This window comes from Mesorhizobium sp. M0408 (assembly GCF_040321495.1).
GTDB lineage: Bacteria > Pseudomonadota > Alphaproteobacteria > Rhizobiales > Rhizobiaceae > Mesorhizobium.
The window spans coordinates 48,142-72,687 of record NZ_JAMYRO010000027.1; the positions used below are offsets into that span (position 1 = coordinate 48,142).

Sequence of the window (24,546 nt, forward strand, 5' to 3'; positions counted from 1 at the left end):
ATGGCCGAACTGACACTTCGCGAGACGTGTGCCAAGAATTCGGCACGGCTTGAATGGGCGCTGGTCGGGCTCGGCATCCTGGCGCTGCTGGTGGCGCCTTTCTTCGTCTATCCGATCTTCCTTATGAAGATGCTGTGCTTTGCGCTGTTTGCCTGCGCGTTCAATCTTCTGCTCGGCTACACCGGGCTGTTGTCCTTCGGCCATGCGACATTCTTCGGCGGGGCGGCCTATTTCACCGCATACGCGGTCAAGGTCTGGGGCTGGCCGCCGGAAGCGGGCATCCTGCTCGGTGTCCTGGGAGCTGCGCTGCTCGGCCTTGTGATGGGCTTCTTTGCCATCCGCCGGCAAGGCATCTATTTCGCCATGATCACGCTGGCGCTGTCGCAGATGTTCTTCTTCTTCTGCGTGCAGGCGCCGTTCACCGGAGGTGAGGACGGCATCCAGGGCGTGCCGCGCGGCAGGCTGCTTGGAATGCTCGACGTGAACGTCTCGATGAACATCTATTATTTCGTGCTGGCGGTCTTCCTGATCGGCGTGTTCGCCATCTGGCGCATCATCAACTCGCCTTTCGGCATGATCCTGCGTTCCATCCGGGAAAACGAGAGCCGGGCCATTTCGCTCGGCTATTCCGTCGCCAACTACAAGCTGGCGGCTTTCGTCATGTCGGCAACATTGGCCGGGCTGGCCGGCGCGCTCAAGGCGATCGTTTTTCAGTTTGCCACGCTCACCGACGTCACCTGGCAGATGTCGGGCGAGGTGATCCTGATGACGCTCCTCGGCGGCATCGGCACCATGGCCGGGCCGATCATCGGCGCCAGTCTGGTCGTCGGCCTGGAAAACACGCTCGCCACCTCGAACTTTCCGGTGACCATCGCCACCGGCCTGACCTTCATGGTCTGCGTGCTGGTTTTCCGGCGCGGTATTGTCGGTGAGGTCTATGCGCGGTTTCTCGGGCCAAAGGGTGACGCGAAAGACTGAACGGCTCAGTTCCGCCTCGCTAGGCGATGCGTAAGCCTTGCGCGTCGAGAAGCACGCAGCCCAGCTGGTCGAAGCAGACATCGACCGCTTCGCCTTCACGCAGCGGCTGGCCGTCGATCAACGTGTTGGCGCGCACCAGCGTGCCGGCGCCGATGTCGATCTCGTAGACCGCATTGCCGCCGAGATAGGAGGTCGAGACGATCCGTCCCGCCAGCCTGTTGGCAGCACCGGCGGTACCGACGGTAAGCTTCTGCGGGCGAACGACGACGGTGACCGCGCTGCCGGTCGCGAGCGCCTTCGGCGCGGCCGCCTTTACGACATGGCCGGTGGCCAGCGCGATCGTCGCCATCTTGCCGTCCATCACGGTCACGCTGCCGGGCAGCATGTTGGCCTTGCCCAGGAAATTGGCGACGAATGCGGTGGCCGGCTGGTCATAGACCTGCGCGGGGGAGCCGATCTGCTCGATCAGGCCGGCGTTCATCACGACAATGTGGTCGGACATCGACAAGGCTTCTTCCTGGTCGTGCGTCACGAAGATAGCGGTGATGCCCGTCTCCCTCTGGATTTTCTTGATCTCGACGCGCATGTCCTCGCGCATATTGGCGTCGAGCGCCGACAAGGGCTCGTCCAGCAGCAGCACTTCCGGCTCGAAGACGATGGCGCGGGCCAGTGCGATGCGTTGCTGCTGGCCGCCCGAGAGCTGTGACGGCAGCTTTGTCTCACTGCCGGGCAGCCGCACCATATCCAGCGCCTTCTTGACCCGGCGCACGATTTCCGGTTTCGGCACGTTCCGGTATTTCAGGCCGAATGCGACGTTGTCGAAGACGTTCTTGTGCGGAAAGAGCGCGTAGTTCTGGAACACCAGACCAATGTTGCGCTTGTAGATCGGGATGTCGTCGACCCGCTTTCCGCCGATCGAGATCTGGCCACCGGAGATGTCGACCAGGCCCGCGATCGAGCGCAGGATCGTCGTCTTGCCGCACCCGGACGGCCCCAGCAAGGTGACGAAACTACCCTTGCGGATCGCCAGTGAAAAATCGCGCACAGCGGCGAACTTGCCGTAGAAAATATCGATGTCGCGAAACTCGACCGCAGGCTTTCCTATCGGCTGCCGCTCGCTCTGGGCGAGCGGGTCGCCATCAGCCCCGGCCGAAGCCGGCCGGGGCTGCTGGTCGTGGCTGTTGTCGTCATGCACCTTTCGACACCCTGTCCCATTGCTTGGTCCAGGCGTCTTCGTTCTTCGCCCAGTAGAGCGGATCGGCGAAGGTCAGCGATTTCATCGATCCAGTCGGGTCGAAGGCCGGAAGCGCCGCGATCTTGTCGGTCAGCTTCACCTTGGTCGGGTCAAGCGATGGCGGATAGTTCTGGCCCTCGGCGACGGCGATCGACGTGGCCGGATCCAGCATGAAATTGATCAGCTCCTCGCATTCGGCCATGGGCGATCCCTTGAGCACCAGCATGTCCTCCATCCATGCGTATGAGCCGGCAGGGTCGAGATAGCCGATCGGCTGGCCCTGCTGCTGCAGGGCGGCGACACGTCCTGACCAGGCGTCAGTGACGACGATCTCGTTTCGCGACAGGAGGTCCATGAGTTCCGCGCCGGAACTCCAGAACTTCTTGGCCAGGTCGCGGGTCTCGCGAACCTTGGCCCAGACCGCATCCATGTCCTGGATGTTGTTGGGGTCCTGTTTCGTCTGCAGTGCCGCATACCAGACGCGCGTCGTCATATCGGCGTAGCCGCCGATCTTGCCGGCATATTTCGTGTCGGTAAGCAGGTTGGCGCCCTTTTCCTTGGCTTCTTCCGGCGAGATGACCTTGTTGTTGTAGGCGATGCCGGTGGTGCCGTAATCATATGGCACCGCCGACAGCTTCGGCGTGATCTTACGGAACGGCTCGATCATGGCGGTCAGCACATTCGCCATGTTCGGAATGTTCGCCTCGTTGATCTCGGAATTGAAACCGCCATTGACGTATTTGATATAGTAGTTGACGCCGGAAGAATGGACGATCTGGAAGTCGCCTGGTTTCGACGTCTTGATCTTGGTGATGATCTCGTTCTCGTCGCCAAAGGTGCCCTGGACGACCTTGACCTTGGACTTGGCGGTGTAAGGCTGGAACGCGTACTTATCGATCGCCTCCTGCACCACGCCGCCCCATCCGTCGAAGCGCACTTCCGAAACCGCGGCGAGCGCCCGTCCCATCCAGGGCATGGAAAGCCCGGTGGCGGCGGCAGCGGCGGCCGTCAGCGTCAGGAACGATCGGCGGCTGATGTCGCCATTGGCATAGCGTTCGTTGAGCCGTTCCAGTCGTTTGGTGGTTGTCAGTTTCATTTCCATTCTCCCATTTTAATCTTCACTTGCCTGCCTTGAACCAGGTGAGGCTTTGCAGGACGAGCCCGCCAGCCAAGGGAATGCCGACCGTCAAAAGGATCATGACGGTTCCGAGCGCGTTCACCTCGGGGCTGATCGAGATCTTCAGCATCGAAAGGATTTGCGTCGGCATGGTCTCGACGCCCGCCGGCCGCCAGAAAAGGCTGGCCGAGGTGTTGTCGAACGAAATGGTGAAAGCGAGCAGAACACTGGCAAGCACTGCGGGAATGAGCAGCGGCAGCGTGATTTCGCGGAATGTCGACACACGCGGCGCCCCGAGCGACAGCGCCGCCTCCTCATAGGAACGTTTTATGCCGACCATGCGCGCCTGGACGATCAGCACCACGTAGGGGAGCGTGAGCAGAATGTGGCCGAGCACCAGCAGCGTCATGCTGCGCGGCTGGTCGACGGCTTTGATCATGACCAGCAGGCCGACGCCGAGTATCGTTTCGGGGACCAGCGCGGGAAGAATGACAAGCGTGTTGATCGCCTGCTTGCCACGGAACTCGAAGCGCACCAGCGCCAATGCCGCCATGATGCCGAGCAGCGTCGTCACCGTTGCCGTCACCAGGGCAATCCACATCGATGTCCGGAAGGCGTCGAGAACCGGCTCGTTGGTGAGCAGCTTTTCGTACCATCGCAGGCTGAAGCCGGTGAGGGGAAAGCCGCCGAACATCGAGGCGTTGAAGGAAAGCACGACCGTGGCGAGGATCGGCGCAAACATGAAGAGGTAGACGCACACCGTGATCGCGCCGGTCAGCCGCCACACCCATCTGCCTTCGCGATTGGGATGATCCGCTCTCATGCACTGAGGCCCTTCATGATCTGCGATAGGCCCATATAGCGGCTGTAGGCGGCCGCGGCCGCGCCGAGCAGAACGAACAGGACGATGGAAAGCGTGGCGCCCATCGGCCAATTGAGCTGCCCCATGATGGTGTCGTAGATCAAGTTGCCGAACAGCGCATCGCGGCTGCCGCCGAGCAGCTGCGGCGTCACATAGGAGCCGGCCGCCAGCACGAAGCAGAGCAGCAGCCCGGCGCCCAGCCCCGGCATCGATAGCGGCAGGGTCACTTCGCGAAACGCCTGCGCGCTGGTACAGCCCATCGAGCGGGCGGCGGCGATCAGCGTGCGGTCGATGCTTTCCAGGCTGACATAGACGTTCAGGATCATATAGGGCAGCAGAAAATGCAGCAGCCCCATGATGACGGCGCCCTCGGTGTAGAGCATCGGCAACGGCTCGTTGATAACCCCCAGCCTGATGAGCACGACGTTGATCAGCCCCTGTTCGCCGAGAATATGGATCCACGAGAATGTCCGGATGGTGAAGCTGATCCAGAACGGCACGATGAGCAGCAGCAACAGCAGCCATTTGTGCCTGAAGGTCGTGGCCCAGATGAAATAGGCGGGGAAATAGCCAAGGATCGCGCAGATCACAGCGGTGATGGCGCCGACGCGAACGGTCTTCCAAAGAAAACCGTGATAGTAGCTGTCGGTGAGGAATTCCTTCCAGTTGTCGAAGGTCAGCACCGCCGATTCCACCCCCGCGGTGACGAAGGTGAAAAACGTGTAGACCGTCATCATCGCGATCGGCAGCAGCAGAAGCAGGGTAAGCAGTAAAAGCACAGGCGCGACGAGGACCCAGGCCAGTCGCTGATCGTATAATTTCCACCCTTTGGTCACGACCCGTCCAACCACTCTATGTGCAAGCCGCCATCACCGGGCTCGGCTCCGGACTAGATTGGGCGATCGGCGTTCAGGTGTCCACTCTGCATATGGCTCCTGCACAAATTCTGTGCAGGGCCACCGCGCGACCCTCGCCCTGCCGGATTCAACAAATTGCCCGGCGTTCCGCCTGCACATTGATTAAATCAGATATCCCGATATACAGGGTAATTTCGGATATAGATTTTACATGGGCCGGGCAATTTCATGAGTCGCAATTTTCTGGTGATTGAACCTGAGGAAGGCATTGCCGTGCTCAAGGGGCTTGCCTCCTCGGCGCGGATCTCGATGCTGAAACTGCTGCATGAGAAGGGGCCGATGAATGTCAACGAAATCGCCGCCGTGCTGTCGCTGCCGCAGTCGACCGTCTCGACCAACATCCAGGTGCTGGAGGATGCGGGGCTGATCCGCACCGAGAACCTGAAAGCGAAGAAAGGCAGTCAGAAAATCTGTTATCCGACGGCCGAAGAAGTGCTCGTCGTGTTCAAGAGCGAATATCGTGCGGTCAAGAACGACGCGATCGAAGTGTCGATGCCGATCGGGCTTTATACCGGCTTCGAGGTTACCGCGCCCTGCGGCCTTTGTTCGCCGGACGGCATCATCGGTCTGCTCGATGTTCCCAACACTTTCCTCGATCCGGACCGCATGAAAGCCGGTCTGCTATGGTTCACGCGCGGTTTTGTCGAATACCAGTTCCCCAACAATGCCAAGCTCGCCAATGCCGAGATCACCGGACTCGAAGTTGCGATAGAGCTGTCTTCGGAAGTGCCGGGCACCAGCGCCGATTGGCCCTCGGACATCACGCTGACGATCAATGGCGTCGATGTCGGCACCTGGACGTCGCCGGGGGATTTCGGCGACAAGCGCGGCGTCTTCACGCCCTCCTGGTGGAAGCTCAAGGGCTCGCAATACGGTAAGCTGAAGAACTGGCGAATTGCCAATGACGGCACCTATGTCGACGGCCTCAGGATTTCCGAAACCGGCGTCGCCGCACTCGATCTGAAGAGCCATCATTCAATCCGCGTCCGTATCGGCGTCAAGGACGACGCCAAGCGCCCTGGCGGGATCAATATTTTCGGCAAGGGCTTTGGAAATTACGATCAGGACATCCTGCTCAGGATCAAAACTGGTTGATATCATGAAACCGGGTTCTGAAGATAACGCAGCAATTTCAACTATCTGGCTTTCTGCTGTGCCAAAGCGTTCGTCTAATTGTCCTACATTTGGGTATTTTGGCTTGACGAAGGGCTGCTAATTCCTCTTTGATATCGGGCAAGATGATTTAAATCATCGTTTGTGATATCGATGGGAGGAATGCATGAAGGCAGCCGTTACGGCTCATCCGCATTATGTCGTCTCGGAAATCGATCCGAGGCTCTACGGATCCTTCATCGAGCATCTGGGGCGGGCAGTTTACACCGGCATCTATGAGCCCGGCCATCCGACAGCGGATGCCAACGGCATGCGTCAGGACGTCATCGATCTCGTCAGGGAACTCAATGTTCCGATCGTCCGCTATCCCGGCGGCAATTTCGTCTCGGCCTACAATTGGGAAGACGGCATTGGTCCCAAGGAACAGCGCCCAGTGCGCCTCGACCTCGCCTGGCACACATCGGAAAGCAACGAAGTCGGCCTGCATGAATTTGCCGATTGGTGCACCTGCGCCAACACCGAGATGATGCTTGCCGTCAATCTCGGCTCGCGCGGCCTCGACGAAGCCCGCAATCTGCTGGAGTACGCCAACCATCCCGGCGGCAGCAAATGGAGCGACAGGCGCATCGCCAACGGCCGCAAGGAGCCCTTCGACGTCAAGCTCTGGTGCCTCGGCAATGAAATGGATGGCCCCTGGCAGATCGGTCACAAGACCGCGGACGAGTATGGCCGGCTGGCGCATGAGACGGCCAAGGCCATGCGCGCCTTCTCCAAGTCACTCGAGCTGGTGGTCTGCGGCTCTTCGAATGCCAAGATGCCGACCTACCCTGAATGGGAAGCGACGGTTCTCGACCATACCTACAACGAGGTCGACTACATCTCGCTGCACATGTATTTCGACAACGACGCCAACGACGCTCCGAACTATCTCGCCATGAGCGAAAAGCTCGACGACTACATTGTCTCGGTCGCCGGCGTCATCGAGTATATCAAGGCCAAGAAGCGCTCCAACAAACAGGTCTACATCTCGTTCGACGAATGGAACGTCTGGTACCATTCCAAGGAGCAGGACAGGAAGATACTCGGCGGCAGCAACGGCTGGCCGTTCGCCCCGCCGTTGCTCGAAGACATCTATAATTTCGAGGATGTGCTGCAGGTCGGCCTGATCCTCAACACCTTCATCCGCCGTTCCGATGTCGTCAAGATCGCCTGCCTGGCACAACTGGTCAATGTCATCGCGCCGATCATGACCGTTCCGAATGGCCCGGCATGGCGGCAGACGATTTTTTATCCCTATCTGTTTGCTTCTAACTATGGTCGCGGCAATGCGCTGGATCTCAAGGTGGAAAGCCCGACCTACAAATCCAGCGTTGCGGGCGACGTCGCCTATGTCGATGTTGCCGGCGTGCACGACAGGCAAACCGGCCACGTCACCTTCTTCGCCGTCAACCGCCATTCGAGCGAGGCAATCGAAACAGTGGTCGACCTCACCGGCTTCGGCGCGGCGGAGATCGTCAATCACCAGGTGATGGCACACGCCGATCTGAAAGCCGTCAATTCGGCCGAAAACCCTGGCAATGTCGGCCCCAGGAAGGGTGAGGGCGCCTCGCTCGCCGGCGGCAAGCTGAGCCTGTCACTGCCGGCCTATTCCTACCAGGTCATACGCCTGAGGCTCTGAGTTCAGGCGGATCATCGAGAAAGCGCAAACGCTGAGGAGGAGCGTCGACGTGACGGCCGATATCGAGATCAGGAACGTAAGCAAGCAGTTCGGTGCCATGACGGTGCTGGATCATCTGTCGCTCTCCATAAGGGCACGCGAATTCATCGTGTTCCTGGGCCCGTCCGGCTGCGGAAAATCGACGCTTCTTCGGATGATTGCCGGGCTCGAAGCTGTCGATAGCGGCGAGATTGCGATCAACAACGAGCGCATCGATCATCTGCCACCGGGCAAGCGCGGCATTGCCATGGTGTTCCAGTCCTATGCGCTTTATCCGCATATGACGGTGCGCGACAACATGGCCTTCGGCCTTGCGAATATCGGCGTTCCAGGCAAGGTCATCGAGGCGCGCATCAACGAAGCCGCCCGCATCCTCGAAATGCCGCATCTGCTCGATCGCAAGCCGGGCCAGCTCTCCGGCGGCCAGCGCCAGCGCGTCGCCATCGGCCGTGCGATCGTCAAGGAGCCGAAGGCCTTTCTGTTCGACGAGCCGCTCTCCAATCTCGATGCGGCGTTGCGCACCCGCACCCGCATCGAGCTTGCCCAGCTTCACCAGCGGCTGCAATCGACGATGATCTTCGTCACCCATGACCAGGTCGAGGCAATGACGCTGGCCGACCGCATCGTCGTCATGAACAATCGCAAGATCGACCAGATCGGTACCCCGATGGAGATCTACGAGCGCCCGGCGACCAAATTCGTCGCGGGTTTCGTCGGCGCGCCGGCGATGAACTTCGTCGATGCGACGCTTGACAGATCCGGCGAGAACGCCACGGCCAGGTTTGCGGACGGCGTCTCGGTGCAGACCGAGATCGCCTCCAGCCAACTGACCGATGGCAAGTACACTTTCGGCATCCGTTCTGAAGACGTGCGCATCGTTGCCGCCGGACAGGGCAATGCCGGCGGCGTGGTCGATGTGCTCGAGCGGCTCGGCGAACGCACCCTGATCTACGCGCGGCTGGGCGATGGCCAGCAGATCGTCGGCTCGGATGCCGGCAACAGCCGCGTCGCCGTCGGCGACAGAATCGGGCTCGCCTTTGACGGCCAGAAATCGCATCTGTTCAACGAAACCGGCCGCGCCTGGCATGCGAGGGGGGCCTGAGATGGCTGACCGGCTGGCGATGTCCCCGACCGCGACGCTTGCTGGCGGCGTCAGAGCCCCTACCGCCGACATCTATGCGCCGCAATGGCGAAACGTCATTTTCGTTGCGCCATTCTTGTTCTTCTTCACCACGTTGCTGCTCTTCCCGCTGCTCTGGGGGATGTGGCTGAGTTTCCACAAGGCCGACACGTTCTCGTCCGGAAATTTTGTCGGTCTCGGCAATTACTCCAGGCTGTATCACGACAAGGTCTTCCTGCAATCGATCTGGAACACCTTCTATTTCGTGCTTCTGACGGTGCCGACGCTGGCGCTGATCGGCCTTTTCCTGGCGCTTTGCCTCAACCGCCGCACGCGCGCTGCCGCGGTTTTGCGGACGCTGTTCTTTTCCTCGTCGGTGCTATCGGTCACCATCGTCACGCTGATCTGGCGCATCGTCTTCATTCCGAATGTCGGCCTGTTGTCGACGATCTACGGATGGTTCGGCGCAACGGCTCCGGCCTTCATTTCCGATCCCAGCCTGGCGATGGTCGGCATCGCCATTGCCACCATCTGGTGGTGCATCGGCCTGCCGATGATGCTCTTTCTCTCAGCACTCCAGCAGATCCCGCAGGACATTTACGAGGCGGCAGCGCTGGACAATGCCAATCGCTGGCAGACGCTACGGTCGATCACGCTGCCGTCGATCAAGCGGACCTTCATCCTGGTGATCATCATCCAGATCGTGCTGCAATTCCAGCTCTTCGGCCAGGCCTGGCTAATGACGCGCGGCGGTCCGAACAATCTGACCAAGCCGATCGTGCTCTATATCTACGATACCGCATTCCGTCGCTGGGATCTCGGCCTGGGTGCCGCTGCATCGGAAATCCTGTTCATCCTCATCCTGGTCGCGGCCATGGCCCAGTACCTGGTGACACGCAGCAGGGGAGACCAGGCATGAGCGCCCCAGCAGCCTCCATCAAGGGCCGGGCATTTGGCGACCATTTGTTATTGGCCCTGGTCATCCTGCTTTCGATCGTCATGATCGCGCCGGTTCTGTGGGTCATCGGCCTGTCACTCAAGGACAATACGGAGCTGATGGCCGATCCGAACTCGGTGTTTCACGCACCCTATACGCTGAAGAACTACATCAACACCGTCGGCACCTCGTCCGTGTTCATCTGGGTGCGCAACAGCATCATCGTCTCGGGCGGATTGACGCTCGGCACGTTGATCCTGTCGTCGCTCGCCGGCTACGGTTTTGCACGGCTGAATTTCCCCGGCCGAGACGTGCTGTTCGTGATCGTGCTGTTCGGTCTGGCGGTCCCGGAACAGGCCGTGCTTGTCGCCCGTCACCAGATCTTCAGCATGCTGAAGTTCCACAACACCTATCAAGGGCTCATTCTGCCGGGCCTTTCGGCTCCGTTCGGTGTCTTCCTGATGACCCAGTATTTCAAGGCCATCCCGAAGGAGCTGGACGAAGCCGCCATGCTCGATAACGCCAGCCGGCTCAGAATTTTCTGGAAGGTGCTTCTGCCGCTCACGCTGCCTGCGCAGGCGACGCTCGGCATCTTCACCTTTCTCGGGGCCTGGAACGACTACTTCTGGCCGCTGATTTCGGCGACGAGGAAGGACATGTTCACGCTGACGGTCGGCATGGCCTCGACCCAGACCAACTTCGCCCAGTCCGAAGGCATCGGCTTCCTGATGGCGCAGGCGGTGTTCGCCGGTGCACCGATCCTGATCGTCTACCTGTTCTTCCAGAAATACATCGTCACGGCGGTCTCCGGCGCTGCGGTGAGATAACGAAGATTGCCTGACGGCCGGGGGAATGCGCAGCAATTGAAGCACGAAAGCCAATCCAGGGTGGAGCGGCGGAAACTCAGTAGGAGGAACTGATATGAAACTGAAGAAAATACTGTTTGCCGCAGTCTCTGCGGGCGCAATGATGCTCGCAAGTCCAAGCTTCGCGGCCACGGAGCTGAGCGTGCAGCGCTTTTTCGGCGCCTGCGATGCCGATTTCGGCACCAACACCGATGCCACCAAGGCCGTTGGCGAATGTGGCATCATCACCTCGCTAATCAACAAGTTCAACGCCGACAATCCCGATGTCCATGTCAACGTCACCACCGTGGAATGGCCCGGCTATGATCAGCTGACCGCGCAGTTCGCTTCAGGCGACGCTCCGGACATCGTCACGATCCATGAATCCGTACTGTCGGATTATCAGTCGAAGGGCCTGTTGATGCCGCTCGACGATCTCTTGAAGTCGGTCGGCGTGACACCCGACGCCTTCACCGACGCGGCACGCAATGGCGCCACCAAAGACGGCAAGGTCTATGGCCTGCCGATCGACAGCTGGACGATGCTCTATCACGTCAACATGGATCTTTTCAAACGAGCCGGCCTCGTCAATGCCGACGGCACGCCGATTTTTCCAAAGTCGCCCGAGGAACTGCTCGCCCAGGCCGAACAGTTCAAGCAGAAGACGGGCAAGCCTTATTTCGTCCAGAACCTGACCAATGAGACTGCACTCTACACACGCAACCTCTACACCTATCTTTTCCAGCAGGATTCCGATTTCTTTGCCGATCCGAAGCACGTGAAGTTGAATACGCCGGAAGCCAAGAAGGTCGTCGAGATGTACAAGGCGATCTTCGAGAAGGGCTACACCACCAAGGATCTCGATTATGGCGGCTCGATCAACGCCTTCCTTGCCGGCGAGGGTGGCGTCCACCTTAACGGCACCTGGGTGGTCGGCGATTACAACGCCCAGTCCGAGACCAAGGGTACGGCGCTCAACAAGGGCGGCTATGCGGTCTATCCGTATCCGCAGCTGTTTGGCGGCGCCCATGCGCAATATGCCGACGGCCACACCTGGGCCGTTTCGCAGAAAGACCGCACGCCTGAACAGATCGCGGCTATCGGTAAATTCCTGAAGTTCTTCGCCGACAACGACTTCGAATGGTCGCGCACCGGCCACTTGCCGGCCTACAAGGCCGTCATCACCTCGGACGCTTTCAAGGCACTGCCGCATCGCAACACGATCTCTGCGGTCGCTGATCTCGGCAAGCCGCTGCCGTCCGCCGTACAGCGTCAGTTTGCGATCCAGGACATTATCGGCGAAGAGATGAGTGCAGCAATCAGTGGCCAGAAGGACGTCGATACCGCGCTTGCCGACATGGAAAGCCGCGTCAACGAATTGCTCGCCAACATTTGATCACGGGTTTCGAAAGGCCCTCCCAAGGCCCCCGCGGCTGGAAACGGCCGCGGGGTTTTGGTGAGGGAGTGGTTATTGTCCTCGAATTGCGAGAACTTGCCGGTGGCGACCGGGTCAAACACGCCAACCACGGCGCCGCAACCTCGGCAGCAGCCGACGCAAGCCCTGGCCGGAGGATTCCGTTAGAACGCCGCGGCCATGGGCATTGCGACCTTGTTGGGGATCTGGATGTCGATCTCCAATCTCGACGTCGTTTCGCCGTGATCCATGCTCACCTGCAGGAAATCCTGGTCGACCTGAACATGCCGGGCGATCACCGCCATGATCTCCTCGCGCAACACCGAGACGAGATCGGGCTGGTTGCGGCTTCGACGCTCGTAAGCCAACAGCAGTTGCAAGCGTTCGCGCGCCACCGGCGCGCTGCCGCGGCGCTTGAAGATATCGAGCAGGTTCATGCTGCCCTCCTTCCCAACAGCCGGTCGAGGAGGCCCCTCCGCTCGAAAGGCAGAATGACCGGCAGGTCCTCGCCCTCGAGTCTTCTTGCCGCGTCGATATAGGCGCGTGCGGCGGGGTTGGTGTTTTCGCTGAGCGTAACCGGCGCGCCCACATTGGATGCGCGCAGCACGTCCTGGCTCTCGGGAATTATTCCCAGCAAGGGCGTCGACAGGATCTCGAGCACGTCATCGATGCTCAGCATCTCGCCGCGGGCAGCGCGCGCAGCATCGTAGCGCGTGACGAGGACGTGTTTGACAATCGATTCACCTTGCTCGGCTTTCATCGTTCTGGAGTCGAGCAGGCCGATGATGCGATCGGAATCGCGGACCGAGCTCACTTCCGGGTTGGTGACGATTACCGCCTCGTCGGCAAAGCGCATGGCAAGTTGCGCGCCCCGCTCTATGCCGGCTGGGCTGTCGCAGAAGACGTAGTCGAAAACCGATCGCAGCTTGTCGATGACATCGGCGACGCCTTCCTCGGTGAGAGCATCCTTGTCGCGCGTTTGCGAGGCCGGCAGCAGGAACAGCGTTTCGAGTCGCTTGTCACGGATCAGCGCCTGCGAAAGCTTGGCGGTTCCCTGAATGACGTTGACGATATCGAAAACAACGCGCCGCTCGGCACCCATGATCAGATCGAGGTTGCGCAGGCCGACGTCGAAATCGACGAGAGCCACCCGCTTGCCGGTTTTCGCGACCGCGGCGCCGAGAGCGGCCGTCGAGGTCGTCTTGCCGACACCCCCTTTGCCGGATGTGACAACCACTACCTTGCCCATATTTGTGCCTCCAATGTTGTTAGTTGAGCGGTGCGACGCAAAGTGCGCCGTCCTCGAGAAAGGCCTGTACCGGCCTTCCTCGCGAGGAGGCGTCCATCTCCTCGGCAGTGCGGTACCAGCCGTCCACCGCCAGAAGTTCGGCTTCGTTTTTCCGGCAAAAGATGCGAGCCGCGGAATTTCCCGTGGCGCCGGCGAACGCACGTCCACGCAGCGTGCCGTAGACGTGGATCGATCCTCCGGCGATGATCTCGGAACCGGAACTGACGGAGCCGACAATGACCACATCGCCATCGGGATGAAAGATCGACTGGCCGGAGCGGATCGGTGCCTTGATCATCAATGAGTTCGGCGCCTGCGGCTCTTCCGTCTTGGCCTCAGCTGCGGCCTTCGGGTGCGGCTGCACGTAAAGCGCGTCGGCGGTGGCCTCCTTGGCGCCAACGAGGAGCGGCGGCAGATCGGCATCGAGAGCTACATTGCCATCGGCCTCGATCGCGTAGATGCGAATCCCGCGCTCCGCGAGTTGTAAGACCAGATCCCGCATCTCGCCCACCTCGGGCTTGAGTATATTCAGATCGAGCACGACCGGGCGGCCGGCAAAGAAGCCGGGAGAGTTTTCGGTCCAGTGATCGAGGCTTTGCAGCCATTCCCCTAGCGGGGCCTCAGGGGTGAGGGTGAAGGCTACAAACGAGCGCGCTCGAAAGCGTATGGACTTGTTTTGGATGGGAGAGACGCAGGTCACAGAGGCGAGTCCTTACTGATTGGTTAAGGCTAGCCCGGCATGGTTAACGAAAAGTTAATGGCGGCTTCCCGAGGCGTTGGCGGAGGCATTCTTTTTGCCCCTGATCGCCCCGCCGGCGCCCTGCTTCCGATGCACGACGAGGTCCTCCTCGCGGCTGCCTGGAGGCGCCTCCAGTTCACGAGGTCGGCCGACCGGTATATTGTTGCCGGAATGCCGGGCCTATTAAGGAGTTATCGATTTGACAAGCGTTGCCAAGGGGCCTGTCGCGGATCGCGGTCGCGCTACCTATGACCTTGGCGCGACCGCCATCTTTGCTTCCAAATCAGACCCGCGCTTTCACTATTGCCTGTATGTGCCTCCCGCGGTTGGGGAAGGGGCCAAAGTCGATCTGATGGTCGCTGTCCATGGCACCGGCCGCACCTCTTTTCTTGGATTCCGCGATGCGTTTTCCGAGTTCGGACGCTGGAACGGCTGCGCCGTTTTGTGTCCGCTGTTTCCAATCGGCGTTCTCGGGGATGATGCCCGCAGCGGATACAAATATTTGCTCGAGGGCAACATACGCTACGATCAGGTGCTGCTCGCCATGGTTGAGGAGGTCAGCGCCAAATACAGTCAGGATTGGAGCCGCTTTGCCATGTTCGGATTTTCCGGCGGCGGGCATTTCACGCATCGTTTTGCTATTCTGCATCCCGACAGGCTCTGGGCGGCCTCAATCGGCGCGCCAGGCTCGGTGACCTTGCTCGATCCGACGCGTGACTGGTGGGTGGGCATTCGCGATCTGCCGGAGAAGTTCGGCATCACCTTCGATGCCGCAGCGCTGGCAAAAGTGCCTTTCCAGATGATCGTCGGCGACGCTGACCTGGAGACTTGGGAAATCACTCATGTCCAAGGCAGCACCCATTGGATGCCGGGCGCCAACGATGCGGGGCGGACACGGCCGGAACGCCTCATGGCATTGTGTCGATCGTTCGAGGAGGCGGGGGCGCGCGTGCGCTTCGATTTGCTGCCAGGCGTATCTCATGAACGGGATGCGGTTCTCGATTCGGTCAAGGATTTCCTCGCCCAACAACTCAAGGAACGAGGGAATGTCTCACGATAAATTCGTTGCGCCCCAGCCCGTAAAGAGATTATCGCAATCAAAGCCCGACCACGTCGACCGCATCCCACCGCGATCTACTGGCAGTGCGTAATGACTAGAGCAACGCTTCGTATTGATCGCCAATCTTGTCGACTGTGAAATCCGCCGCCCTGTTTTTCAGCACGGCAGCAGGGGTGGGGTGGTCCAGCATCTCGGCCATCGCCTTCGCCAGGGCCGCGGCGTCACCGACCGGCACCAAGGTGCCGAAGCGGCCGTCACCGAGTATTTCGCGCGGGCCATGCGGAGCATCGGTGGAGATTACCGGGACACCGGCGGCCATGGCCTCGACCAGCACATTGCCGAAGCCCTCGCTGGTCGATGACAGAACGAACAGATCAGCCGCGGCATAGCAAGCCGCGGGATCGTTGACATAGCCGGCAAAGAGCACGTCCCCGTCTATGCCGGTCTCTTCGGCATAGGCGTGCAATTCGGCAGCCAGCGGACCTTCGCCGAAGATAACAAGCCGGGCGGGGCGGCCGGCGCGCAAGGCAGCGAAGGCCCGCAGCAAAGTCCGGTGGTCCTTGACCGGTACCAGGCGCCCGGCGGTGGCAATGACCGGCACATCGCCCATCGCCGCCAATGCTGCCTGCCAGGCATAAGAATTCCCCTGCGGTGCTTCAGCCGGCGGCAGCGGGTTGTTAATGACGACGACCTTGGATTCGGGAAAGCCGCGGGCGATGATGTCACGGCCGACACCCGCTGAAACGGCGATGGCTTTGGTTGCACGCGCTGCAACCAGCGCGGAAAGCCAGATCGCCAGCCTCGCGCCGAGGCCGCTGGCAGGCAGCGAGGCGGCGGCATGGAAACTTGGAAAGAATTTTGCCCGGCTTCTGGCCAACATGAGTGACAGCGCCATCACCAGATTGGCGAATTCCGGGGCGCTATAGACCGCATCAGGATCAAGGCGGCGGAACAAATTTGCGCTTCGCACTATGCCTTTCAGCGTCGCCGACTTGGCGTAACCCTCGCCGCGCAAGAGAAGGCCGAAGTCGACCAGATGCACGGCAGCGGAACGCAGCGCGGCGTTAGGGCCTTGCGCGTTCCAGGTAAAAAGCGTGACCTCGTGGCCACGCGACGCCAGTTCATTTGCCATCAGGACGAAGACACGCTCGGCGCCGCCGCCCCTCAGGCTGGCGATGTGGAAAACGATGCGCTTCACCATGCCTTGCTTCAGGCTCGGCCGGCGGCAAGGCCTGATCGGTTCGGCGGCCGGCGCATGTCCCGGATGATGCCCATCCCGATGGCCAGCAGCATGCCCAGGGCAAAGCCTGCGAACGCTCCTGCGCCTGCCACCAGGACAGTGCGCGGGGGCCATGAGCGCGCTGGCGGGGGCACCGCGGTCGAAATCACCTGTACGTTTGTGGTGTCGATCTGCTCGCGCTCGCTGATTTGGCGCGCACGTGACAGGAAGCTCTCATAGACGGCTCTCTTCGAGGCGGCATCGCGTTCAAGTTCACGCAGGGCGACTTCGGACTCGCTGTCGGTGAAAACATTGCTCTTCAGATCGTTCATCCTGGCGTTGAGAGAAGCCAACGAGGCCCTGGCCTTGTCCAGGCTGGCCTTTGCCGTGCCGATGGTGCGGGAGAACTCGGCCCGGAGTTGCGAGTTGACGGTCTCGAGTTCTGTCCGGAGCCTGACAATCGTCGGGTGGCGAGGACCGAATGTCATCGACTGTGAATCGATCTGCTGCCGCAGGCTGTTTGACCTGTCGCGCAGCGCTGCGAGCGCTTCCGAAACCGTGGGGTCGGGATTGGCTCCATTGATACCGGAGGCAACCAGGGCGTCGTAACTTGCCTGCGCGGCGATCACGCGCGATTGCGCATCGACGATTTCGCCGTTGAGCTGCGTCAGCGTCTGCGAACTGACGAGCTGGCCATTGCTGGACGACAGGTTGTGGCTGCGCCTGTAGCTCTCGACCTTCTCTTCGGCTGCCTGCACGTCGCTCTTGAGTTGGCCAAGCCGGCTGTCAAGGGCAGCCGCGGCACGGCTGGCGCCGGCAGCTTCGGCCTTGGCCAGTTCTTCCTGGAAGTTTTTGACTATGGCCTGCGAGATCAGGATCGCCTTGGCGGTGGTTTCCGCAGATACCGAGAGGGTTGTGACAAACGAGGTCGGGTCCGCGATGGCGTCTACCCGGTCCGCCAGGTTCTTCAAGGCGATGAGCCTCGGGTCGGGCTTCGCCACAGCGCCAGATGAGGATGTGCTCCGGTCCGGATCGAAAAACTCCGGATCGTGAGTCAGATTCAGTTCGTCCACCACACGGGAAAGCACGTTGCCCGAGGTCAGGATGCGCTGCTTGCTGCGCGTGCTGAGCAGTTGGCTATCGACCTGGCCCGGTTGCGAGTAGAGGTCGTTTTCCACAACCTGCAAATTGGATGGGTTGATGAGAACCTCGGTCGTGACGGTGTAACGCTGCTTGCTCAGCAATGCATACGCGCCACCGACAATGCCCCCGATTACCGCCAGCATGAAGGCCAGGGCGAGGCCGGCCCGCAGCCACACGAACAGGCGTCGAAAATCGAGCTCGAGGAAATCGCCGATCTTGTCCAGGGTCACAGTCGCGACAGGCTCTGGAGGTTGCGGCGTCACCGGCGCGGAGCTTAGCGCCGCGACTGGGCCATGCTGTTGCAGCAATGCCCTGCGCCGTGCATTGGCGATGCGCTCGAATGCACTGTTATTGGAAGCCGTTGCGGAGATAGGGGGTGTGCCGGAACCGGCAGACATGGTGACAACCCTTGTTAAATCATTACGCTTGGCCTGCTCTACAGAAACATCGTTAACATCTTATTTTCCAAGTTGGCCCATTTTGCCGTTCACACGGTCCGCTTGGCGGACGTTGAAGGGATTTCGTTGCCCAGAATGCCGTTCGAATATCGCCATTTGGATGGGCCATGAGCTATCCCGCTGCCGCTTCGGAACGATTATCGTCCAGCCGAGCGCGCCGTCAGAACGCGCTGTCGCTGCTGTTTTTCCTATGCGCAGCGTTCGCGCTCCTGCTTCGCTTTACGGTATCACCGCAGGTGATGAACATGGTCGTCGACTATACGGCCCAGGGAGGCTCGTTCTACGAGAAGCTGCATTTCGGCACCTATGCGATCATCCTGCTGCTTCCTATCGTTCTTTTCAGCCGGCCGTTTCTGCTGCACGGCGACGAAATTGGAATATTCAAGGCGTTGATCCGCTATTCGGTGCTGATGTTCGCGCTGGTGCCCTATCTGTTCGTTACCGGCCGTGCGGGCTCCTCCGGGTTCATCATCGATACCTATCTGGTGGCCGGCGCCACAGGCCTGTTGATGCTGGCATTGAATGCAGAGGTGCGGCGGGCGCTGGGGGACGTCGTGCTTGGAATGGCGATCCTGAGCGCTGTCATCGGCACCATCGAGGCGGTGACTCAACATCGGCTGTTGCCCTATGGGTTGAACGAACTGCAATTCAGGCCAACTGGCCTGTCGGCCCATCCGCTGGCACTGGGCGCGCTCTGCGCCACAACCATCGGATTCGTGCCGCTGACGCACTGGCGCATATGGGCGCGGGTGATGGCGATCTTCCTGTTGTTCATCGGTTGCGCTGCATCGGGCGCTCGCGCCGCGCTGATGCTCGCCACCGGCGAAATCCTCATTCTGCTGCTGTTCGTGCCTTGGCCGGGCCTGTCGCTCAAATATGAGCGGCAGGCCAAATTTGTCGTGCTGATGTTCACCGTGACGGGTGGCGCGGTGCTCGTAGCGGTACTGTTTGCGGGCGGTCTGCTGAATCGGTTCAGCAACACCATCTTCGACGAAAACTTCATGGCCCGGGTGACCATTTATCAGGTGTTCGGACTGGTCAGCTGGAACGACATCCTGTTCGGCATGAACGTTGACGACCTGCTGGCGATCGTCCGGCAGAAGCTGCATCTGCCCTACATCGAAAGCGCGCCGGTGGTAATTATCTTGCTCTTCGGCCTGCCCATAGCCCTGCTGTTTACAGCGCTGATATTCTGGTTCGTCTTCCGGCTGCTGCGCGGGGCGCCGCTGCCGGCATGGATCGGCACCATAACGTTCTTGCTTGCCGCGCTGTCAAACAACGCGCTTTCGTCAAAAACGCCGGACATGACGATCATCGTGGTGTTGCTGCTTGCCTACAGGAAGCAGCCCCATGGAGGCTCGCTCGAGAGCATGCCTTCGGCTGCTGCATCCAGCCCAAACCCGGCTGGATCTCGTTAAGCACGGACCTCGGATCCGGTCAGCCGGCGCTGTCCACGACCTCGACACCGCCCGCGCGATTGAGCGTGTGAATGCCGGACCGAGCCCATGCCGGCCCGGGATCGATTGAGCGGGGCAGTTCAAAACGGACGTCGAAATCATCAAGCCGATCCAGCCGCATCAATCCCAGGCCGCCGCCATATGCTCTAGACCCGTTTTGCACCGGCAGCAGCAAAGCGTCGCCCTGGCGGATAAAGGCGCCGCCCGGCCGAGTGGCGGAGTGGTCGACTGCGACGGGATTGAGCGCGTGCGCAGCCCACGGCCCACGCAGCGCCGGGGCGGAATAGACGGCCATCGTGTCGGACGCGCTGCCGTGACCGAACCGCTCAGTCCCCAATAGCCAGAAGCGACCGTCGGATTCGAGCAGCGTGGCGTCGTTGAAATCCCTGTCCGTCATCAGCACAGTATCGCGTACCCAGCGATCCGGAAACTGCTCGGCACGGTAGAGCACCAGTTCTCGCGCCGTAGCGCTTTCAGGGATCATGAAAATCTCGCCGGAGTGAGCAAACACCTGCGGATATGACAGGTGATGCGCTTCCTCCAGCACCACTTTCGGCACGCCGAAAGTGCCGTCGGTGCCAAGTTCAGCGACAGAAATCACCCCGCGGCCGGTGGAGTAGGGAAACTCCTCGACAAACAGAAAATGACGGCCGTCGCGCTCGAGAACGAACGGATCGGCGTAGAAGCGCTGCCCGTCATCGGCAAGCACGGTGAACGGCTTACCATCCAGCTGTCCGGTTTCGGCGACGCCTGGACCGTCGATCAGCCGATAAGCAACCTGCCAATAGAAGGGGCGCCGACCACGTCGCAGTTTTTGCACGGCGCGGTCGACCAACCCCCTGCCGAAAAAGGACAGATAGTGCCCGATAAATCCGCCTTTCTGCAGGGGCGGCGCCGGGCTCTCGGCAATCGGCGCAAGTTTGCCCGCGGAAAAGCGGGCGACACATTGGGCAATCAGGGAGATGGCGCCGGCGAGCAGGTCGTTGCTGGTTCGGGATAGCCACAACCGGTCGCTGATCATCGGCCGCGCCGTGGCGACGGCAACGCCGTCGAGGCGCGCGGTGAGTTCGGGCAACCGCCCGCTCGCCAGCATCTCGGTCATGCCCGCGGCAAAGCTGCTTTGGCCGCAAAATTCGAGCGTCAGGACAGGCGTGCCCCGTCGTGCGGCGGTAGCGGTGAGATCGACCATAAGATCGACTGGGCCGGTGTCGCCGGACGGCAACGGCCGGGAACGGCTTGCCAGTGAGGGGCCGAAGCGCCGGCCCTCGAGCGCCAGCACATTGTCCATCGTGCGCGCATTGGGTTCAGGCGTCGGCGCGCGGCAACTCGAAACCGCATGTCCAGCCGCACTCAACCGCGCCAGAAGCTCATTTTCCCAGCGCCGGGATGCGTCGGCGTGGCCGATGATTAAAATATTAGTCAATCCAATATATTCTTTTTCAAGACTACTGCCATAGACTACTTGTCAGCCCAACCTTTCACAAGAGTTAACCCGGGAGAACGCGGCCTTGGTTGTTAATCATATATTAAGAATTGAGATCACGAAGGCGCTTTCCGGCGCTATTATGGCTCTTGCGGGCAATAGTCGGTATGTCCCGAAGGCTGCAGGCGACCAGGATCAGCGATGAACGTCCTTTCACGTCCAAAACTGCCATCCAGGCAGAAACTGCTGATTGTGTTCGGCACTAGGCCGGAGGCACTCAAATGCTTTCCAGTGGCGCGTGCCGCCCTTGCTCATCCAGGCTTCATCACCGAAATATGCATAACCGCCCAGCATCGTGAAATGGTCGACCAGGTTGTCGAACTGACCGGCTTGCCTGTGCACCACGATCTCAACATCATGCAACCCGGCCAGTCGCTGTTCGATGTGACCTCGCGCGTGCTCCTAGGCATGGCCGAGGTGCTGGACAAGGCGAAGCCCGATATCGTCATGGTGCAGGGCGACACCACCACGGCGATGGCCGCGGCGCTGGCTGCCTTCTACAAGCGTATCCCCGTCGCTCATGTCGAAGCAGGATTGCGCAGCCACAACATCAACTCGCCGTTTCCTGAAGAACTGAACCGCAAGATTGCCGGCGACATCGCCACCTGGCATTTTGCGCCGACCGTTCAAGCGCGCGACAATCTCATCGCCGAAGGAAAGGCCGAAAGCACCATCTTCGTGACCGGCAACACGGTGATCGACACGCTGTTGCATTTTTCAAGCGCGATCGATGCCGACAGGCTGATGAACGCGAAGCTCGCTGCCAGCTTCCCCTTCCTCGACCCTTCCAAGAAGATGATCCTCGTCACCGGACATCGCCGCGAGAATTTCGACGGCGGCATCCAGCGCATCTGTACGGCGTTGAAGGGATTGGCGGCGCGCGGAGACGTGCAGATCGTCTACCCTGTCCATCCAAACCCCAATGTGCGCTCGGTGGTCAACGCAGAGCTGGAAGGCGTGCCGAACATCCATCTGGTCGAGCCGCAGGACTATCTGCCGTTCCTGTACCTGCAGAAGCAGAGCTATCTGGTGCTTACCGATAGCGGCGGCGTGCAGGAAGAAGCGCCTTCGCTCGGCAAGCCGGTACTGGTGATGCGCGAAAATACCGAGCGACCCGAGGGGATCGTGGCCGGCACCGCCCGCCTTGTCGGCACCGATGTCGAGAAAATCCTGTTCAACGCCAATCGCCTGCTCGACGATCAGGCTGCCTATCGCGGCATGGCGGAACGACACAACCCATATGGCGATGGCCGGGCCAGTAACCGGATTGTTGAGGAACTGCTGCATCATGGCTGAAATCAAAACCGTTTCCGTAATCGGCATGGGCTATATCGGCCTGCCGACCTGCGCCATTTTCGCCAGCCGCGGGCTCAACGTCATTGGCGTCGATGTCAACGGAGCGGTGGTCGAGAAGGTCAATCGCGGCGAAATCCACATCGTCGAGCCGGACCTTGACGGTCTGATCCAGAAGGTCGTGGCGAACGGCAAGCTCATGGCCTACAGCACGCCGCAGCCGGCGGACGCCTATATCATCGCCGTGCCGACCCCGATGACCCACGATCATAAGCCGGACGTGACCTACGTGCTCGCGGCGGCACGAAGCATCGCCCCCGTGCTGAAGCGGGGAGACCTTGTGGTATTGGAATCGACATCGCCGGTTGGAACCACGCGTATCATGACCGGGCTGCTTGCCGAGTTGCGGCCCGATCTCAAATTTCCTGTCCAGCATGGCGAAGACGCCGATGTGCTGGTCGCCTATTCGCCCGAGCGTGTGCTGCCGGGAAAGGTGCTGACCGAGCTGATCAACAACGATCGCTCGATCGGCGGATTGTCCCGCAAATCGTCGGAGCGGACCGCGGCACTCTATTCGACCTTCGTCACCGGCGACCTGTTCATGACAACGGCCGAAAGTGCTGAGCTGGTGAAACTGACGGAGAACGCGTTCCGCGACGTCAACATCGCCTTTGCCAACGAGCTTGCCGCCGTGTGTCAGGATCTGTCGCTCAATGTATGGGAAGTGATCGATCTCGCCAATCGACACCCTCGCGTGAACATCCTCCAGCCGAGCCCGGGCGTCGGCGGTCACTGCATTGCGGTCGATCCATATTTTATCATCGACGCCGCACCCAACAGCACGCGGCTGATGGCTTCGGCACGCCGGATCAATTCCGAGCGGCCGATGTCGGTGGTCAGGGATATCGAGGCCTTGCTCGACCCCTCCCGCAAGCAAACGATCGCCTGTCTTGGCCTCAGCTTCAAAGCCAATATCGACGATCTGCGCGAGAGCCCGGCCGTCGAGGTGGTGAAGCTTCTGTCCGATAACCCCAATGTGAAGATCATTGCGGCTGAACCCAACACAAATGCGCTGCCGCATGAGCTCGAGGGCAGGGGCATCGTGTTCACCGACGCACTTTCGGCCATCGACAAGTCCGATATCGTCGTCCTCCTGGTCGACCATCGGCAGTTCAATCTGGTCGACCCCGAAGCGCTCAAGGACAAGAAGCTCGTCGATACGAGGGGTCTGTGGACGTGGCGCAAGGCACGCAAGCCCGACGCCCGCATCGAAGGCAAGAAACCAGAGGTCGCACAAGTGACGCTTGCAAGGGAGCAGGCCGCATGAACGCGCACGCCCCGGCATGGGCGCAGCATTCCCTGTTGGCATCACGGCGCCGGGAGTTCCTTGGTGCACCGATCCATGCGCTGACCATGGCCGAGACACTGGCCATCGCCGACGAGGCGATGACCCTGGGGCGGCCGCTGCATCATGTGGTCGTGAACGTCGCCAAGCTGGTGACCATGCGCCAGAATGCCGAGCTGCGCGAGGACGTGGCCGGGGCGGACGTGGTCAATGTCGACGGCATCGGCGTGCTTTGGGGTGCACGTCTGTGCGGCGTCGCGCTGCCCGAGCGGGTGGCGGGCGTCGACATCATGATCAATCTGCTGAGCCTCTGCGCGAAGCGTGGATTCAGGCCGTATCTGCTGGGGGCCGAACAGCACGTTCTCGACGCGGTTGTAGTGAGACTTGCCAAGGACCATCCGAGCCTCGTCATAGCGGGAATGCGCAACGGCTATTTCAAGCCGGAGGACGAGGCCGGGATCGTCGCGGCGATCAACGCCTCGGGCGCCGACTGCCTGCTGGTGGCCATGCCGACACCGCGCAAGGAACGCTTTCTCAAACGCTACCGCGATGAACTCGCCTCAAGCTTCGTGATGGGCGTGGGCGGCAGTTTCGACGTCTATGGGGGCAAGGTTGCCCGTGCGCCGAAGCTGATACAAGCGGCCGGCCTGGAGTGGCTGTTCCGCGTCGTCCAGGAGCCGCGACGCTTGTGGCGCCGCTACTACGACACCAACACTGCCTATGCGGGACTGCTGTGCCGGGAGTTCTGGGAGCGTCGCTGGCGCCGAAACGCCGGTTTATAGTTTCGCGTTCCCCCACAAAACAGGC

The 24,546-nt window shown here is 60.7% G+C and carries 22 protein-coding genes; 12 read left to right on the plus strand and 10 right to left on the minus strand.

From position 1 onward, the window contains the following. Entirely contained in the window at window positions 1-978 is a 978-nt protein-coding gene (locus NKI67_RS26145) for a branched-chain amino acid ABC transporter permease (RefSeq protein ID WP_352647571.1), read from the plus strand. Between the two features lie 19 nt (window positions 979-997). Here the strand turns inward: NKI67_RS26145 and NKI67_RS26150 are convergent, their stop codons facing one another. Genes NKI67_RS26150 through NKI67_RS26165 form a run of 4 tightly spaced genes read right to left on the minus strand, consistent with a single transcriptional unit; the run spans window position 998 to window position 5,027 of the window. Beyond that, window positions 998-2,173 (minus strand): ABC transporter ATP-binding protein, encoded by a 1,176-nt coding sequence (locus NKI67_RS26150; protein WP_352647574.1) that lies wholly within the window; start codon window positions 2,171-2,173, stop codon window positions 998-1,000. Continuing rightward, window positions 2,166-3,308: an extracellular solute-binding protein gene (locus tag NKI67_RS26155; RefSeq protein ID WP_023675643.1), complete on the minus strand. Its 1,143-nt coding sequence runs from the start codon at window positions 3,306-3,308 to the stop codon at window positions 2,166-2,168. Before NKI67_RS26155 ends, NKI67_RS26150 begins: the two co-directional genes overlap by 8 nt. A gap of 22 nt (window positions 3,309-3,330) precedes the next feature. Then, window positions 3,331-4,152 carry an ABC transporter permease gene (locus NKI67_RS26160; protein ID WP_352647576.1) on the minus strand — a complete coding sequence of 274 codons (822 nt, stop codon included), beginning with the start codon at window positions 4,150-4,152 and terminating at the stop codon, window positions 3,331-3,333. After that, on the minus strand, window positions 4,149-5,027 hold the full coding sequence (locus NKI67_RS26165) for an ABC transporter permease (protein ID WP_023675645.1): 879 nt from the start codon (window positions 5,025-5,027) through the stop codon (window positions 4,149-4,151). Before NKI67_RS26165 ends, NKI67_RS26160 begins: the two co-directional genes overlap by 4 nt. Window positions 5,028-5,276: 249 nt before the next feature. Between NKI67_RS26165 and NKI67_RS26170 the strand changes: the two genes are divergently transcribed. The 6 genes from NKI67_RS26170 to NKI67_RS26195 all read left to right on the plus strand — a co-directional run bounded on the left by NKI67_RS26170 (window position 5,277) and on the right by NKI67_RS26195 (window position 12,236). Then, window positions 5,277-6,203 carry an ArsR/SmtB family transcription factor gene (locus NKI67_RS26170; RefSeq protein WP_352576412.1) on the plus strand — a complete coding sequence of 309 codons (927 nt, stop codon included), beginning with the start codon at window positions 5,277-5,279 and terminating at the stop codon, window positions 6,201-6,203. 184 nt (window positions 6,204-6,387) lie between these two features. Further along, window positions 6,388-7,899: an arabinosylfuranosidase ArfA gene (arfA, locus tag NKI67_RS26175; RefSeq protein WP_352647578.1), complete on the plus strand. Its 1,512-nt coding sequence runs from the start codon at window positions 6,388-6,390 to the stop codon at window positions 7,897-7,899. 49 nt (window positions 7,900-7,948) lie between these two features. Next, window positions 7,949-9,040 carry an ABC transporter ATP-binding protein gene (locus NKI67_RS26180; RefSeq protein WP_352569030.1) on the plus strand — a complete coding sequence of 364 codons (1,092 nt, stop codon included), beginning with the start codon at window positions 7,949-7,951 and terminating at the stop codon, window positions 9,038-9,040. Between the two features lie 19 nt (window positions 9,041-9,059). Continuing rightward, window positions 9,060-9,977, plus strand: coding sequence for a carbohydrate ABC transporter permease (locus tag NKI67_RS26185; RefSeq protein ID WP_502894499.1), 918 nt, complete (start codon window positions 9,060-9,062; stop codon window positions 9,975-9,977). Then, the gene (locus tag NKI67_RS26190; RefSeq protein ID WP_352569032.1) at window positions 9,974-10,822 is read left to right on the plus strand and encodes a carbohydrate ABC transporter permease; all 849 of its coding nucleotides are present in this window, start codon (window positions 9,974-9,976) and stop codon (window positions 10,820-10,822) included. Before NKI67_RS26185 ends, NKI67_RS26190 begins: the two co-directional genes overlap by 4 nt. A 94-nt stretch (window positions 10,823-10,916) precedes the next feature. Further along, a complete protein-coding gene (locus NKI67_RS26195) occupies window positions 10,917-12,236 on the plus strand; it encodes an ABC transporter substrate-binding protein (RefSeq protein ID WP_352569033.1) in 1,320 nt (439 codons plus the stop codon). Between the two features lie 182 nt (window positions 12,237-12,418). Here NKI67_RS26195 and minE read toward each other — a convergent pair whose 3' ends face one another. Genes minE through minC form a run of 3 tightly spaced genes read right to left on the minus strand, consistent with a single transcriptional unit; the run spans window position 12,419 to window position 14,242 of the window. Then, window positions 12,419-12,691: a cell division topological specificity factor MinE gene (minE, locus tag NKI67_RS26200; RefSeq protein WP_023677151.1), complete on the minus strand. Its 273-nt coding sequence runs from the start codon at window positions 12,689-12,691 to the stop codon at window positions 12,419-12,421. Next, window positions 12,688-13,503 (minus strand): septum site-determining protein MinD, encoded by an 816-nt coding sequence (minD, locus tag NKI67_RS26205; RefSeq protein WP_023677152.1) that lies wholly within the window; start codon window positions 13,501-13,503, stop codon window positions 12,688-12,690. The genes minE and minD overlap by 4 nt, the downstream gene beginning before the upstream one ends. A 19-nt stretch (window positions 13,504-13,522) precedes the next feature. Further along, window positions 13,523-14,242 (minus strand): septum site-determining protein MinC, encoded by a 720-nt coding sequence (minC, locus tag NKI67_RS26210; protein WP_352587357.1) that lies wholly within the window; start codon window positions 14,240-14,242, stop codon window positions 13,523-13,525. Window positions 14,243-14,480: 238 nt separating this feature from the next. On the opposite strand from minC, the gene NKI67_RS26215 reads away from it, so the two are divergent. Beyond that, window positions 14,481-15,341: an alpha/beta hydrolase gene (locus NKI67_RS26215; protein ID WP_352647581.1), complete on the plus strand. Its 861-nt coding sequence runs from the start codon at window positions 14,481-14,483 to the stop codon at window positions 15,339-15,341. 94 nt (window positions 15,342-15,435) lie between these two features. Here the strand turns inward: NKI67_RS26215 and NKI67_RS26220 are convergent, their stop codons facing one another. Together NKI67_RS26220 and NKI67_RS26225 are read right to left on the minus strand one after the other, a co-directional pair. Next, the gene (locus NKI67_RS26220) at window positions 15,436-16,542 is read right to left on the minus strand and encodes a glycosyltransferase (protein ID WP_352569036.1); all 1,107 of its coding nucleotides are present in this window, start codon (window positions 16,540-16,542) and stop codon (window positions 15,436-15,438) included. An 8-nt stretch (window positions 16,543-16,550) separates the two neighbouring features. Continuing rightward, on the minus strand, window positions 16,551-18,101 hold the full coding sequence (locus tag NKI67_RS26225) for a GumC family protein (RefSeq protein WP_352647583.1): 1,551 nt from the start codon (window positions 18,099-18,101) through the stop codon (window positions 16,551-16,553). 167 nt (window positions 18,102-18,268) lie between these two features. On the opposite strand from NKI67_RS26225, the gene NKI67_RS26230 reads away from it, so the two are divergent. Then, window positions 18,269-19,579, plus strand: coding sequence for a VpsF family polysaccharide biosynthesis protein (locus NKI67_RS26230; protein ID WP_352455347.1), 1,311 nt, complete (start codon window positions 18,269-18,271; stop codon window positions 19,577-19,579). Window positions 19,580-19,598: 19 nt separating this feature from the next. Here the strand turns inward: NKI67_RS26230 and NKI67_RS26235 are convergent, their stop codons facing one another. Then, entirely contained in the window at window positions 19,599-21,041 is a 1,443-nt protein-coding gene (locus tag NKI67_RS26235; RefSeq protein ID WP_352569039.1) for a glucosamine inositolphosphorylceramide transferase family protein, read from the minus strand. 201 nt (window positions 21,042-21,242) lie between these two features. On the opposite strand from NKI67_RS26235, the gene wecB reads away from it, so the two are divergent. The 3 genes from wecB to NKI67_RS26250 are packed head-to-tail and all read left to right on the plus strand — an operon-like array spanning window position 21,243 to window position 24,521. Further along, a complete protein-coding gene (gene wecB, locus NKI67_RS26240; RefSeq protein ID WP_352541699.1) occupies window positions 21,243-22,397 on the plus strand; it encodes a non-hydrolyzing UDP-N-acetylglucosamine 2-epimerase in 1,155 nt (384 codons plus the stop codon). Next, window positions 22,390-23,721 (plus strand): UDP-N-acetyl-D-mannosamine dehydrogenase, encoded by a 1,332-nt coding sequence (gene wecC / locus NKI67_RS26245; RefSeq protein ID WP_352569040.1) that lies wholly within the window; start codon window positions 22,390-22,392, stop codon window positions 23,719-23,721. Before wecB ends, wecC begins: the two co-directional genes overlap by 8 nt. Further along, a complete protein-coding gene (locus NKI67_RS26250) occupies window positions 23,718-24,521 on the plus strand; it encodes a WecB/TagA/CpsF family glycosyltransferase (protein ID WP_031211886.1) in 804 nt (267 codons plus the stop codon). The genes wecC and NKI67_RS26250 overlap by 4 nt, the downstream gene beginning before the upstream one ends. Window positions 24,522-24,546: the final 25 nt, after the last annotated feature.